Annotated in this window: 15 protein-coding genes; 11 read left to right on the plus strand and 4 right to left on the minus strand. The window is 31.3% G+C overall.

Translation table 11 applies throughout. The features are described from left to right. The first annotated feature begins 1 nt into the window (after position 1). The 8 genes from V8G69_RS07970 (at position 2) to V8G69_RS08005 (ending at position 4,947) form a co-directional block, all read left to right on the plus strand. The gene (locus V8G69_RS07970) at positions 2 to 448 is read left to right on the plus strand and encodes a response regulator (protein WP_394881307.1); all 447 of its coding nucleotides are present in this window, start codon (positions 2 to 4) and stop codon (positions 446 to 448) included. Continuing rightward, positions 448 to 2,235, plus strand: coding sequence for a CHASE3 domain-containing protein (locus V8G69_RS07975; RefSeq protein ID WP_394881308.1), 1,788 nt, complete (start codon positions 448 to 450; stop codon positions 2,233 to 2,235). The genes V8G69_RS07970 and V8G69_RS07975 overlap by 1 nt, the downstream gene beginning before the upstream one ends. A gap of 214 nt (positions 2,236 to 2,449) precedes the next feature. Further along, entirely contained in the window at positions 2,450 to 2,602 is a 153-nt protein-coding gene (locus tag V8G69_RS07980) for a lmo0937 family membrane protein (RefSeq protein WP_394881309.1), read from the plus strand. Positions 2,603 to 2,682: 80 nt separating this feature from the next. Beyond that, positions 2,683 to 2,955 carry a YtxH domain-containing protein gene (locus V8G69_RS07985; protein WP_394881310.1) on the plus strand — a complete coding sequence of 91 codons (273 nt, stop codon included), beginning with the start codon at positions 2,683 to 2,685 and terminating at the stop codon, positions 2,953 to 2,955. Between the two features lie 10 nt (positions 2,956 to 2,965). Beyond that, entirely contained in the window at positions 2,966 to 3,367 is a 402-nt protein-coding gene (locus V8G69_RS07990) for a hypothetical protein (RefSeq protein ID WP_394881311.1), read from the plus strand. Beyond that, positions 3,354 to 3,698: a hypothetical protein gene (locus V8G69_RS07995; RefSeq protein WP_394881312.1), complete on the plus strand. Its 345-nt coding sequence runs from the start codon at positions 3,354 to 3,356 to the stop codon at positions 3,696 to 3,698. Before V8G69_RS07990 ends, V8G69_RS07995 begins: the two co-directional genes overlap by 14 nt. A 49-nt stretch (positions 3,699 to 3,747) precedes the next feature. Beyond that, the gene (locus tag V8G69_RS08000) at positions 3,748 to 4,410 is read left to right on the plus strand and encodes a DUF6565 domain-containing protein (RefSeq protein ID WP_394881313.1); all 663 of its coding nucleotides are present in this window, start codon (positions 3,748 to 3,750) and stop codon (positions 4,408 to 4,410) included. 33 nt (positions 4,411 to 4,443) lie between these two features. Beyond that, positions 4,444 to 4,947 carry a hypothetical protein gene (locus V8G69_RS08005; protein ID WP_394881314.1) on the plus strand — a complete coding sequence of 168 codons (504 nt, stop codon included), beginning with the start codon at positions 4,444 to 4,446 and terminating at the stop codon, positions 4,945 to 4,947. Between the two features lie 85 nt (positions 4,948 to 5,032). On the opposite strand, the gene V8G69_RS08010 is transcribed toward V8G69_RS08005, so the two are convergent. Both V8G69_RS08010 and V8G69_RS08015 read right to left on the minus strand, forming a co-directional pair. Beyond that, complete coding sequence (locus tag V8G69_RS08010) at positions 5,033 to 6,217, minus strand: pyridoxal phosphate-dependent aminotransferase (RefSeq protein WP_394881315.1); 1,185 nt, start codon at positions 6,215 to 6,217, stop codon at positions 5,033 to 5,035. 24 nt (positions 6,218 to 6,241) lie between these two features. After that, positions 6,242 to 7,342: a fatty acid desaturase family protein gene (locus tag V8G69_RS08015; protein WP_394881316.1), complete on the minus strand. Its 1,101-nt coding sequence runs from the start codon at positions 7,340 to 7,342 to the stop codon at positions 6,242 to 6,244. Positions 7,343 to 7,482: 140 nt separating this feature from the next. Between V8G69_RS08015 and rsmG the strand changes: the two genes are divergently transcribed. Further along, positions 7,483 to 8,112 carry a 16S rRNA (guanine(527)-N(7))-methyltransferase RsmG gene (gene rsmG, locus V8G69_RS08020; RefSeq protein ID WP_394881317.1) on the plus strand — a complete coding sequence of 210 codons (630 nt, stop codon included), beginning with the start codon at positions 7,483 to 7,485 and terminating at the stop codon, positions 8,110 to 8,112. Here rsmG and V8G69_RS08025 read toward each other — a convergent pair. Both V8G69_RS08025 and pruA read right to left on the minus strand, forming a co-directional pair. Then, a complete protein-coding gene (locus V8G69_RS08025) occupies positions 8,109 to 9,074 on the minus strand; it encodes a tetratricopeptide repeat protein (RefSeq protein WP_394881318.1) in 966 nt (321 codons plus the stop codon). The two genes, rsmG and V8G69_RS08025, sit on opposite strands and share 4 nt — an antisense overlap. 140 nt (positions 9,075 to 9,214) lie before the next feature. Then, positions 9,215 to 10,840 (minus strand): L-glutamate gamma-semialdehyde dehydrogenase, encoded by a 1,626-nt coding sequence (gene pruA, locus V8G69_RS08030; RefSeq protein WP_394881319.1) that lies wholly within the window; start codon positions 10,838 to 10,840, stop codon positions 9,215 to 9,217. 160 nt (positions 10,841 to 11,000) lie between these two features. Here pruA and V8G69_RS08035 point away from each other — a divergent pair, with 160 nt between their 5' ends. After that, positions 11,001 to 11,726: an NRDE family protein gene (locus V8G69_RS08035; RefSeq protein ID WP_394881320.1), complete on the plus strand. Its 726-nt coding sequence runs from the start codon at positions 11,001 to 11,003 to the stop codon at positions 11,724 to 11,726. Beyond that, complete coding sequence (locus V8G69_RS08040) at positions 11,719 to 12,708, plus strand: DUF6695 family protein (RefSeq protein WP_394881321.1); 990 nt, start codon at positions 11,719 to 11,721, stop codon at positions 12,706 to 12,708. Before V8G69_RS08035 ends, V8G69_RS08040 begins: the two co-directional genes overlap by 8 nt. The last annotated feature ends 4 nt before the right edge of the window (positions 12,709 to 12,712 follow it).

Consider the following 12,712-nt stretch of genomic DNA (forward strand, 5'->3'; position numbering starts at 1 on the left):
TATGCAAACCGATTACATCCATATAATTCTGGCTGATGATGACGAAGATGACATCCTTTTTTTTACTGACGCTTTTGATGAATTAAAAATCAACACAAAAGTCAATACCTTTAAAGATGGTGTGGAGCTTATGAATTATTTAAATCATGTAGATGCGCTAATGCCAAATGTCCTTTTTCTGGATTTAAACATGCCAAAAAAATCGGGGATTGAATGTTTGGCTGAAATTAAAGCTAGCCATAAAATGGCCGGAATTGCCATAGCTATTTATTCCACGTCAGCCTCAGAGGAAGATATAGAAAAAACCTTTGTGTTGGGGGCTAATATCTATATAAAAAAACCAGGTGACTTTAAAAAACTTAAAAAAATCCTTTCAGAAGTTGTATCCATTAATTGGCAATATCATACTAACGGATTAAATAAAGACAACTTTTTATTGCGACTCTAATGGAAAGTAAAAATTTATTTAAGTCGGCGTTATTTTTAAGAATCGTTCTTTTGGTAGGCTTATTTATAATTCTTTTAATAGGAGGCTTTACCTATAAACATATTTCCAATTTGACTGAATCTACAAATTTGGTTGTTGGTACCTACGAAGTAAACGTTGAACTGGAACATATAAATTCCTATTTAAGTGATGCTGAAAGTGGGCATAGAAAATATACATTAACAAAAGACAGCTTGTATTTAGAGCCCTATTTAGATGCTAGAGAAAAAATTAAGAATTCATCTCTGCAACTAAATGAATTAATTAAAGCAAGTGCTAAACAAAAGGAAAATTTAACGCAGTTAAATAATTTAATAGACAAGCTTTTCTCCAACTTTTCTAAAACGGATGCGCTTGTTAATAAAGATGAAATAAATACCGAAACATTTAAGACGTTATTTTTTGAAGAAAAAATAATACTGGATAGTATAAGGCAAAAGGTTAACGAAATTATTGATTTCGAAAATAAATTACTTAATGTTCGGCAAAAAGACTACCAAAGTGATTTGCGGTTTACCCCATTATTTTTTTATTTGGTTTTATTGGTTACCCTTGTTGTAATAATTATAGCATTTACTAAAATTAATACTGATTTAATTAAAATAAAAGCAAAAAACGACCAGTTATTGATCTTTAAAGGATCTACTAATCAATCCGAAATTATTGGTAAACATGGTAATTGGGTTTGGCATGTTGGGTCCAACGTATTTACATATTCAGATAATCTTTATCGCCTTTTAGGAGAAGAGCCGCAATCTTTTGAAGCTACTTTTGATAATTTTTTGAAATTTGTTCATCCAGAAGATGTAGATAAATTAAGGGTGGAATTAGAAAAAATGACTGACGAAGAAGAATTACCCTTTATTAACTATAGAATTGTCCAAAAAAATGGTACAATAAAATATTTAAAAGCTTTTGGAAAGGCTTTTTATGGTGTTAATGGTCAAAAAAGGTTACTTGGTATTACCAGTGATGTTACAGAGGAGGTTGAACATTTTTCAGTGCTCGAAGAACGTAATTTAGAACTGGAACGAAATAACAAAGAGCTTTCAGCTTTTAACTATGCGGCAAGTCATGATCTTCAAGAACCTTTACGAAAAATACAGACTTTTATTTCCAGACTTGAAGAAAAGGAAGCCAATAAATTTTCAGATTCTGGACATCAATATTTAGAACGCATAAAATCGGCCTCTTCAAGAATGCGTTTATTAATAGATGATTTACTTCAGTTTTCAAGGACCAACAAGCCCGATAAGGAGTTTGTTATGGCTGATTTAAATGAGCTTTTTGAAAATGCAAAACAAGATGTTGCTATAACAATTCTAGAAGAAAAGGCGCAGATCACAAGCGATACTTTGCCTAAAGCATTAGTAATAGCATTTCAGATCCAGCAATTATTTTTAAATTTATTAAGCAATTCTTTAAAATATAGTAATAAGGATAAGCCTCTAATTATCAATATAAATTATTCAAAAGTTAAAGTAAGTGATGAACCTCATTTATTAAATGCTTCCAACAGTAATTATCATAAAATTATATTCACGGATAATGGTATTGGATTTGACCAGAAATATGCCAATAAAATATTTGACTTATTTAATAGGTTACACAATAAACAAGAGTATTCTGGAACAGGCATTGGACTCTCTATTTGTAAAAAAATTATCGAAAACCATAAAGGCTTTATTTTTGCCAAAGGTGAAATTAATGTTGGTTCTATTTTTACAATATATCTACCAATAAATTAAAATTTTATACTTCACATAAGTTCGGTAAACACAAAATGTTTAAACCATAGTCTTCTTTAAGAGCTTCTTGGTATTCAAACCTGTTAGAAAATAGTTTTAAAACTAGTGCCATATAGAAATTCTATAACAATCTAACTAAATGCTGTAACATAAAAAGACCAATCAGGTTGCACCTTTGTAATATAAATTAATAATAATTTAAAAATCAAATGTCATGAGAAGTTTATTGTATCTAATTGCGGTTATACTTATAATAGGATGGGCTTTAGGGTTCTTTGTTTACAGTGCCGGAGGCTTGATCCACATTTTGTTGGTCATTGCTGTTATTGCAATATTATTAAGACTTATAGGCGGAAAAGGCATGTAAACTTCTATACAACCTTAATTAAAAGGACAATATCCATCAAACTTATTTGATGGTACAATTAAAAATTTAAAACAAAAATTATGAAATCAAATGTATTAGGGGTAGTAGCTGGATTAGCTGCTGGAGCCTTATTAGGAGTGCTTTTTGCACCAGATAAAGGCTCAAAAACAAGAAAAAAAATTAGCAATAAAACGAGCGAAGCAAAAAAGAATTTAAAGGATGAATTTGATAATTTTTTAGATACGGTATCAACAAAATACAATTCAGTTGTAGATAAAGTAGAGAGCGTAACAGAAAAAGGAAAAGAGGAAGCGAAAGAGAAAGTTAACAGTGCAGTTAATTCTAAAAATTAAAAACAATCCAATGGAAAATACAGCCGCAAGCGTAGAAATGCTTTATGAAAAGGCAAAAAAGTACACCCAAACAAGTTTAGATTTACTTGTGTTAAACACAATAGATAAAACGGCCGATGTACTTTCTTCTTTAACATCAAGGGTATTTATTGCTATGGCTGTTGCCATGTTTACTTTGTTCATTAACGTAGGAATTAGCCTTTTCATTGGTAAACTACTAAATGAATACTATTTAGGATTTTTCATTGTATCTGCCTTTTATTTCATAATAGCGGCCGTATTGTATTTCTTTAAAGATAAACTTATTGAGACCCCAATTGCCAATATGATAATAGACAAGTTATTAAAATCTAAAAGATCTGGAATAACCATTCTAGACCAATTTAAAGAGAATGAAGATGAAACCATCTAAAAATCAAATGCAATCTTTGGATAAAGCCATTGGTTTATTGGAAAATCAAAGAAAGGATGAGTTTGTTGAGCTTAAAGGGCAATTTTTCAAAACGGGCGAACATTTTAGACCAATTAATATATTAAATCAAACCATAAAAGATTTAGGTGAATCACCAGTACTTAAAACGAATCTTTTTGAAACCTTAATAAGTGTGACTGGAGGTTATTTTTCAAAGAAAATGATCATTGGCAAATCCAATTCTGTTATAAAAACATTGATGGGATATGTTTTACAGTATAGCGTAACAAATTTCATTTCAAAAAAAGTCGGCTCTAATGGAAGTGATTAAAATTCAAATAATAATATTTAAAGAACAACAATAATTTAAAACCAAGAAAATGAAAACATTAAAATTAACATTAGCAATTGTTGCCATTGCAACAATATTTTCATCTTGTAAAGATGATAAAAAGGAAATAGCACAAAAACAAGTGGATATTTATAGCACATATATTGATTCTGTTAGCAATGTAACTGCTGTTGAAGCCTCAAAAAACTGGAATGCAATAGAAAGTGGCTTTCAAAAAAACAAAGCAGATGCAGATAACGCTATAGTAACCGTTAAAGATAATTCTGAAATGCAAATGTCTATTGATGCCTCAACAGATCAGTACATGGTTTTTAAAGCAGAGGTTAAAGCTGAAACAGAAGCCATGGAAGCTGCAAACTTAAAGCTGATGATGAGACAATCGTTATTAGGAAATGGCTTTAATGGAGACGACATGAAATTTACTTGGATTAATAAAGATAATATTTTAAGTGTTTATCAAAATTTTGTAGACACGGTTGAGAAAAATAAAGATTCATATTCAAGAGAAGATTGGGATGAAATTAAATTATTGTATGAAGCCATTGATACCAGAAAAAATACTGTAGAAAAAGAAGGCTTAACAAGCTCTGATAATAGAAAAATATCCGGTTTAAAATTAAAATTTGCCCCAATGTATACATTCAATAGAATGGGTGCAAAATCTGATGAAAATGCAGCAGCTAAAGAGTAATAAAAAAAGTAAATAATAATTAAAAATATAAAAATGAATAAATTTTTAATAACAGGTATAATAGCTTTAATTTCTATTGTATCAATGAACGCACAGGATATTTCAAAAAATGCTTTAGGATTACGTTTAGGAGACAGTGGTGGGTTCGGAACTGAAATCACTTACCAAAGAGCTTTGGGAAATAGCACTAGACTTGAACTAGATTTAGGTTGGAGAAACAGAAAAGACTTCAATCATAATGGTTATGATGATGATGCTATCAAGTTAGCTGCTTTATACCAATGGGTAATGAACATCGACGGTGATTTCAACTGGTATGTTGGTGTAGGTGGTGGATTAGGTACTTATGGTTATGATTATAACAATGATCATTATAACGATACATTTGCATTTGCCGCAGGTGATATAGGTATAGAATATAATTTTGATATTCCATTATTAATCTCTTTAGATTTTAGACCTGAATTTGGTGGGAATGGTTATTACAAAAACAATTATGGTTCTGATATTGCATTGAGTTTAAGATATCAGTTATAGTTTTAAAAAAAATAATATTGTAAATTGAAAACAGCCAGAATGTTTAGCGTTCTGGCTGTTTTGTTTTTAAAAAAGAGGTTGAAGTCTAGCTTACAGCTTCTTTTATACGTTTCAGAGCTTCAATAATTTGCTCTTGTGAAGCAGCATATGATATTCTAATACAATCTGGATTACCAAAAGATTCACCATCAACAGTTGCTACTAAAGCTTCTTCCAATAAATACATAGAAAAATCTGAAGCATTATTTATAGTTTTACCGCGTAATGTTTTTCCGAAATAATAAGAGATATTTGGGAATACATAAAAAGCACCTTCAGGTATATTGGTTTTAAAACCTTCAATATTGCTTAATAAACCTAAAATTAAATCACGACGTACTTTAAATTCATCAACCATATATTGAACTCGTGCAGGTGATTCATTTAATGCTGTAATTGTTGCGCGTTGAGCAATACAATTGGCACCACTTGTAATTTGACCTTGCATTTTGTTACAAGCTCTTGCAATTTTTTCAGGAGCACCAATATAACCAATTCTCCAGCCAGTCATAGCAAATGCTTTTGAAACACCATTTACGGTAATTGTACGATCGTACATATCATCAAATTGTGCCATACTAGCATGACCACCAACATAATTTATGTGTTCATAAATCTCATCAGATACCACATAAATGTTTGGGTGTTTTCCTATAACATCGGCTAAAGCTCTTAATTCGGCTTTACTGTAAATAGATCCGCTAGGGTTGCAAGGCGAGCTAAACCAAATCATTTTAGTTTTTGGAGTAATAGCAGCTTCCAGTTGTTCTGGTGTCATTTTGAAATCTGTTGCAATCGTAGTTTTAACTTCAACAGGAATCCCATCATTTAATTTAATAAGGTCTGCATAACTAACCCAATATGGACAAGGTAGTATAACTTCATCTCCTTTATTGGTCATTACAGCAGCAATATTTGCTAAAGACTGTTTTGCACCAGTAGATACCACTATTTGGTTTGGAGTGTAAGTTAACCCATTGTCACGTTTAAATTTAGTAATAATAGCTTGCTTTAAATCTACATAACCATCAACTGGTGAGTAAGAATTGTAGTTGTCATGAATGGCTTGAATTGCTGCTTCTTTAATAAAACCGGGGGTATTAAAATCAGGTTCGCCAAGGCTTAACCCAATAATATCTTTTCCTTCAGTTCTTAATTCTCGTGCCTTAGCAGCCATAGCCAACGTAGCAGACGTAGCCATGTTTAAAATTCTATCAGATAGTAATTGCATTTAAAAAATAATGGATAAATAATGTTAGACTTGTAATGCAGGGTTCATACCCATATCACGTAAGTATTTAAAATGCGCAATAATTGCTTTTCGCGTCGTTTTATATTCGTGGTAAGGTAAATTAAATTCTTTAGCAGTTTCTTTAACTATTTTAGAGATTTTAGTGTAATGTATATGGCTAATATTTGGGAAAATATGGTGTTCAACTTGATGGTTTAAACCACCAGTAAACCAATTTACTATTTTATTTTTTGTACTGAAATTAATAGTTGTATTTAGCTGATGAATGGCCCAAGTATTTTTCATGGTTCCATCTTCTTCTGGTTGAGGCATTTGTGCTTCTTCCATAACATGAGCTAATTGAAATACAACACTTAAAATTAAACCTGCGGTATAATGCATTATGAAAAAGCCTATAAGTATTTTCCACCAAGCAATTTCTAAGAACACCATTGGAATTACTATCCAAATGCCTACATAAATCATTTTTGAGATAACTAGTTTGCTCCAATTCCAAACAGGATTTGGCAGTTTTCCGTAAGATAGTTTGCGTTTCATGTAGCGTTTCATCTGTTGCCAATCGGTAGTTATGGCCCAATTTATTGTTAATAAGCCATAAAGCAATACAGAATAATAGTGTTGAAATTTATGATACCATTTCCATTCAGAATGTTCTGTAAATCGTAAAATTCTACCGGCATCTAAATCTTCATCCATTCCATGAATATTTGTGTATGTATGGTGCAATACATTATGTTGTACTTGCCAATTGTAAACATTACCAGCAAGAATGTAAATGCTACTTCCCATTAAACGGTTAATCCATTCTTTATTTGAAAAAGAACCATGATTACCATCATGCATAACGTTCATTCCTACTCCAGCCATTCCAATACCCATTACAATGCTTAAAAGTAATTGCGCCCAACCAGGAATGTTTAATGTTAAGATTAAAAAATATGGAGTTAAGAATATAGAAAACATCACAATGGTTTTTAGCCAAAGTTTCCAGTTTCCAGTTCGTTTAATATTATTGTCTTTAAAATAATCGTTTACACGTTTATTTAATGTTTTAAAAAACTTTGCAGAATCTGTTCTTGAAAATGAAAGTGTTTGTTTTTTCATGCTATTAATTTAAAATGTGTTACAAAATTTATTCAATTTATTCACACTTTGCAAAGATAGACATAAACAGAATGAACTTATAACGATTTTTCGCAAAAATATGTATGTAAATAGCATATTTTTGCAGAAAAATGTGAGTAATGGAACTTATTTTAAAATATTTCCCAAATCTTACTGAAGATCAGATTTCTAAATTCAAAAAATTAGAATCACTTTACCAAGATTGGAATTTAAAAATCAATGTAGTATCTCGTAAAGATATTGATGAATTATACCTTCGCCATGTATTGCATTCATTGGGTATTGCAAAAATTGTAAATTTTAACGACGGTTCTAAAATCATGGATGTAGGAACCGGAGGAGGATTTCCAGGGATACCATTAGCTATTATGTTTCCAAATTGTTCATTTTATTTAGTTGACAGTATTGCAAAAAAACTAAAAGTTGTTGATGAAGTTGTTGAGGGTTTGGGGTTAACGAATGTTAAAACCAGTCATTGTAGAGTTGAAGAAATTAATGATACCTACGATTTTATAGTAAGTAGAGCTGTAGCAGCAATGCCTACTTTTGTACATTGGACAAAAGGAAAGATTGCTAAAAAGCAAAATAACGAACTGAAAAATGGTATTTTGTATTTAAAAGGAGGAGATTTATCAGAAGAACTTCAAGACTATAAAACAGCCACAATTTATAATTTAAGCGATTTTTATACTGAAGATTTTTTCGAAACCAAAAAGGTTGTTCATTTGCCTATAAAATATAAAGTTTAGTTTTTTATAAAAGCATTTAAATTCTCATAATTTTCCTTGAAAGAATAGAACTGTTTTTGATACCAATAGGTATTACTGAAAAGTTCAAAATCTTCTTTTAAGCTAGAATCTGTTCCAATTAAAATACTTTTGGCTTTTTCAAAATTTAACTTAGTATTTGCAAGGTCATTCAATTTGAAATAGGTAAGTGCTAAGCCAATGGTTGCATCAAAATCAGTGATATCGTTTTGAACAGCTATTGTGAAATCAATTAAAGCTTCTTTGTAGTTCCCTAAAAAGAAAGACGAAATCCCTCTGAAAAAATATGCTGGATAATTGTTTTTATCTAAATAAATGGCCGCATTAAAATCGCTATTTGCTTTTTGATAATAGTTTACGTTCATAAAAAACTCACCACGAGCATAAAAGGTGTTTGTATTTGGTTCTAGTAATACTGCTGTATTATAATTTTGAAGAGCCTTTACATGATCTTTAAGGCCTTCATATGAACGGGCTAATTGAAATAGAATAGGGTAAGATTTATAAACATTTGGTAAATCTAAAACTTTAATAGCGCCTTGATAATCTTCTAAATCATTTTTGGTAACTGCTAAACTATATCTGGCTTCAATAAACTCAGGGTTTATTTCTATTGCTTTAGAATAATCTTCCTGTGCGCCCTCATAATTCATCAAACTATATTTAGAATTTCCTCGGTTAAAATATACATCGGCACTAGGTTCATAAAATATCACTTTAGTATAATCTAAAATTGCCCCATTAAAATCACCCGAATTATATTTAGCTAAACCTCTATAAAAATAGGCATCAAGATTATCAGGTTCTAAGGCAATAGCCTCTGAGAAAATTTGAATTTGCTCATTAGGATCTAATGTTTTGAGTCCTTGTCTTATTAATTTATTGGCTTGACCAATTGTAAACAAAGGCAATAACAAACAAGTGAGAAGAATATATTTTTTCATAGCTATTTTGCAGCAAATTGTGTACCAATCTAATATTAGTATAAATTTAGTATTATTTTAAATTACTCTTAGATATTTTCTATAATTAAACCAAAAACCCATCAAATTTGATGGGTTTTGTTTTTAAAACTATATTGACGTTATCCTAAAAACGGATATCTGTAATCTGTTGGTGGAACAAAAGTTTCTTTGATTGTTCTGTTGCTTACCCAACGTAATAAGTTCCAAACAGAACCTGCTTTATCATTAGTCCCAGATGCTCTGGCGCCACCAAATGGTTGTTGCCCAACAACAGCGCCTGTTGGTTTGTCATTAATGTAAAAGTTTCCGGCTGCATTTTCTAATTTCTTGGTAGCAGTTTCAATAGCGTATCTGTCACCACTAAAAATAGCGCCTGTTAAAGCGTATTCACTTGTGTTGTCTAATACATCTAAGATTGATTCCCATTCAGAATCTTCATAAATAAAAATGGTGATTATAGGCCCAAATAATTCAGTACACATGGTTGTGTAATGTGGATTGGTAGTAACAATCACAGTAGGTTCAATAAAATAACCTTTAGAATCGTCATAACCACCACCAACAATAATATCTGCATCTTTATCTTTTTTAGCTTGATCTAGATATCCGGATAATTTAGTGAATGCTTTTTTATCAATTACAGCATTAATAAAGTTTGAAGGATCTTCAGGTGAACCCATTTTAAATGATTTGATATCTTTTATAACAGCAGCTTTGATATCTTCCCATAAACTTTTTGGAAGGTATGCTCTAGACGCAGCACTACATTTTTGTCCTTGATATTCAAAAGCACCTCTTGAAATAGCTGTTGCTACTTCTTGAGCATTTGATGTTGGATGTGCCCAAATAAAATCTTTTCCACCTGTTTCTCCAACAATTCTCGGATAGGTTTTATAATGGTTTACGTTTTTGCCAATAGTTTCCCAGAAGCTGTTAAATACAGATGTTGAACCTGTAAAATGTACGCCTGAGAAATCTTTACTAGCCAGTAATGTATCTGTAATCATACCAGAATTTCCAGTCACTAAATTTATGACCCCGTCTGGCAAACCAGCGGCTTTAAACAACTCCATAATCACATAAGCTGAATAAATTTGAGTTGCAGCAGGTTTCCAAATCACAACATTACCCATCATTGCAGGAACAGCAGGAAGGTTACCAGCTATAGCAGTAAAGTTAAAAGGTGTTATGGCATACACAAAACCTTCAAGAGGTCTGTATTCTGTACGGTTCCAAATACCTGGAGAAGAAATAGGTTGATTGCTGTAAATCTCGGTCATAAACTGAACGTTGAAACGCAAGAAATCAATCAATTCACATGCTGAATCAATTTCAGCTTGAAACACATTTTTAGATTGAGCAATCATTGTAGCTGCATTCATTCTGTATCTAAATGGACCAGCCAATAATTCAGCAGCTTTTAAGAAAATGGCAGCTCTGTCTTCCCAGTTTGTAGCGGCCCATTTTACGCGAGCTTCTGCAGCTTTTTCAATTGCTAATTCAATATGTTCTTTTTCTGCTATATGGTATTTGCCAACACAATGTTTATTATCATGTGGTGGAAAAATATCAGCTGTATTACCGGTTTTGTATTCTTTTCCGCCTATATAAAAAGGTATATCAACTTGCTCTTTATACATTTTTTTGTAAGTAGTTAATACAGCTTCTCGTTCTGGTGAACCTGGAGCATAACTTTTAACTGGTTCGTTAACAGCAACAGGTACATTGAAAAATCCGTTTCCCATGGGTTTTGGTTTGATTTATTGTTTTTATTTTAAAAAATTCAGAAATAATGGTGCAAATTTACGAATTTTTTAATGATGTCTAAAATGATGAGCTATTAAAACCGAGTTAAAATTTGTTTATTTTTTGTAAGTTGGCAAGCAGTTTAAAGACTACAGTTTTATGTGTACAGTTACTATTATTCCTCAAGGTAAAAACGATTTTGTATTAACTTCAAATCGTGATGAAGCGCCAAATAGAGTGTCATTGGCTCCTAATATTTATACTGTAAAAGGAACGAAACTACTGTTTCCTAAAGACGTGATTTCTGGAGGGACATGGATTGGAGTAAGCGAAAAAAGCAGATTGGTTTGTGTACTTAACGGTGGTTTTGAGTTGCATAAAAGACAATCAAATTACAGATTAAGTAGAGGCGTAGTAGCTAGCAATTTTCTGGTTTCTGAAGATATTGTTACAACTATTGATTCATATAATTTAGACAATGTTGAACCGTTTACAATGGTAATTGCAGATTGGAATATTAATTTAAAGTTTTATGAGTTAGTTTGGGATGGAAATATAAAGCATGTTTCTGAATTACCATTAGAACCTAAAATATGGTCATCATCAACTTTGTATAATTCAGTTATGAAACAAGAAAGATATAGTTGGTTTGATGCTTTTAAATTAAAACAGGAATTAAATGCAGAGTCTGTTTTGAAATTTCATAAAACTGCTGGCAAAAATAATGATGATTATGGAGTGATTATGGATAGAGGATTTGTAAAAACAACCAGTATAACCCAAGTTGAAAAAAAGGCTGATTTTATTGAAATGATTCATGAAAATTTATTAAATAAATCGATAACAAAAAATCAATTTAATTTACCTTCCATTGTAAATGGCTAATACAGGAATTATTTTAACACTGGCATATCCGGAAACTATTGTAATGGTTTCTAAAGAATGGTTTTCACCTTTTTTAAGATTTTTCGGTGTTGGAAAGAAAAATTATTTACGCGCTGGTCATGCTGCATTAGTACTTATCGATAAACAAACGGGTGTTTTAGAATACCATGATTTTGGACGTTATATTACACCCGAACCTTATGGTAGAGTTCGCGGAAGTGAAACAGATAACGAATTGCATTTTCCTATAAAAGCAGAGATTAAAAATGATTCTATAACCAATCTAAATGATATTTTAAAGTTTCTGGCAACCCATCCAAAATTAACCCATGGAGATGGAAAAATGGTGGCTTCGGTTTGTAATGTAATTGATTATAAAAAGGCTAGAATTCATATTACAGAAATGCAGCAAAAACATTTTATCCGTTATGCAGCATTCTTAAACGAAGCTTGTAATTGTGCCAGATTTGTGACCGATGCTTTAATAGCTTCAGTAACCGATTCTAAAATTAAAAAAAGACTTGTAAGGTCTAAATGGTTCACGCCAAGTACGGTTGGAAATGTGTTGATTGGCAGTATGGAAGGCAATGCATTTGAAGTTTCTGAAACTGGAATTATTTCTGAATACAAAGGTTCTCAAACCAGTGAAAATTTAAAATGTTTTTTAGATAAGCTAAAGCATCATGAACCAAGTTTTATAGGAACGTTAAAGCCAAAACCGGTTGATAATTTGCATCATAAAGCGCAATGGTTATCTGGAATAGCAGCTGGTGCTTGGTTTGAACTGCATCATATAGGGCATGAAATTGAATATCAGTTTAGGCGAATTTCACCTTATGGTAATATTGATGTTCATGATACATTTTCTGTAGAAGATGCAACTTTTAATTATAACCTAGCTTTTGAATTTGTCCATTATTCAAATTGTAGTTTTTTCCATATTGAACAAAATGGAAAAGTTTACAAATTCAACAGAAAATAAAGGA

The organism is Gaetbulibacter sp. M235, from assembly GCF_043876835.1.
GTDB lineage: Bacteria > Bacteroidota > Bacteroidia > Flavobacteriales > Flavobacteriaceae > Yeosuana.

Coding starts and splice junctions, on each gene's coding strand:
- V8G69_RS07975 (WP_394881308.1), top strand. CDS start 448: ATGGAAAGTAAAAATTTATTTAAGTCGGCGTTATTTTTAAGAATCGTT.
- V8G69_RS08015 (WP_394881316.1), bottom strand. CDS start 7,342: ATGAAAAAACAAACACTTTCATTTTCAAGAACAGATTCTGCAAAGTTT.
- pruA (WP_394881319.1), bottom strand. CDS start 10,840: ATGGGAAACGGATTTTTCAATGTACCTGTTGCTGTTAACGAACCAGTT.
- V8G69_RS08005 (WP_394881314.1), top strand. CDS start 4,444: ATGAATAAATTTTTAATAACAGGTATAATAGCTTTAATTTCTATTGTA.
- V8G69_RS07990 (WP_394881311.1), top strand. CDS start 2,966: ATGGAAAATACAGCCGCAAGCGTAGAAATGCTTTATGAAAAGGCAAAA.
- rsmG (WP_394881317.1), top strand. CDS start 7,483: ATGGAACTTATTTTAAAATATTTCCCAAATCTTACTGAAGATCAGATT.
- V8G69_RS08025 (WP_394881318.1), bottom strand. CDS start 9,074: ATGAAAAAATATATTCTTCTCACTTGTTTGTTATTGCCTTTGTTTACA.
- V8G69_RS07995 (WP_394881312.1), top strand. CDS start 3,354: ATGAAACCATCTAAAAATCAAATGCAATCTTTGGATAAAGCCATTGGT.
- V8G69_RS07970 (WP_394881307.1), top strand. CDS start 2: ATGCAAACCGATTACATCCATATAATTCTGGCTGATGATGACGAAGAT.
- V8G69_RS07985 (WP_394881310.1), top strand. CDS start 2,683: ATGAAATCAAATGTATTAGGGGTAGTAGCTGGATTAGCTGCTGGAGCC.
- V8G69_RS08035 (WP_394881320.1), top strand. CDS start 11,001: ATGTGTACAGTTACTATTATTCCTCAAGGTAAAAACGATTTTGTATTA.
- V8G69_RS08040 (WP_394881321.1), top strand. CDS start 11,719: ATGGCTAATACAGGAATTATTTTAACACTGGCATATCCGGAAACTATT.
- V8G69_RS08010 (WP_394881315.1), bottom strand. CDS start 6,217: ATGCAATTACTATCTGATAGAATTTTAAACATGGCTACGTCTGCTACG.
- V8G69_RS07980 (WP_394881309.1), top strand. CDS start 2,450: ATGAGAAGTTTATTGTATCTAATTGCGGTTATACTTATAATAGGATGG.
- V8G69_RS08000 (WP_394881313.1), top strand. CDS start 3,748: ATGAAAACATTAAAATTAACATTAGCAATTGTTGCCATTGCAACAATA.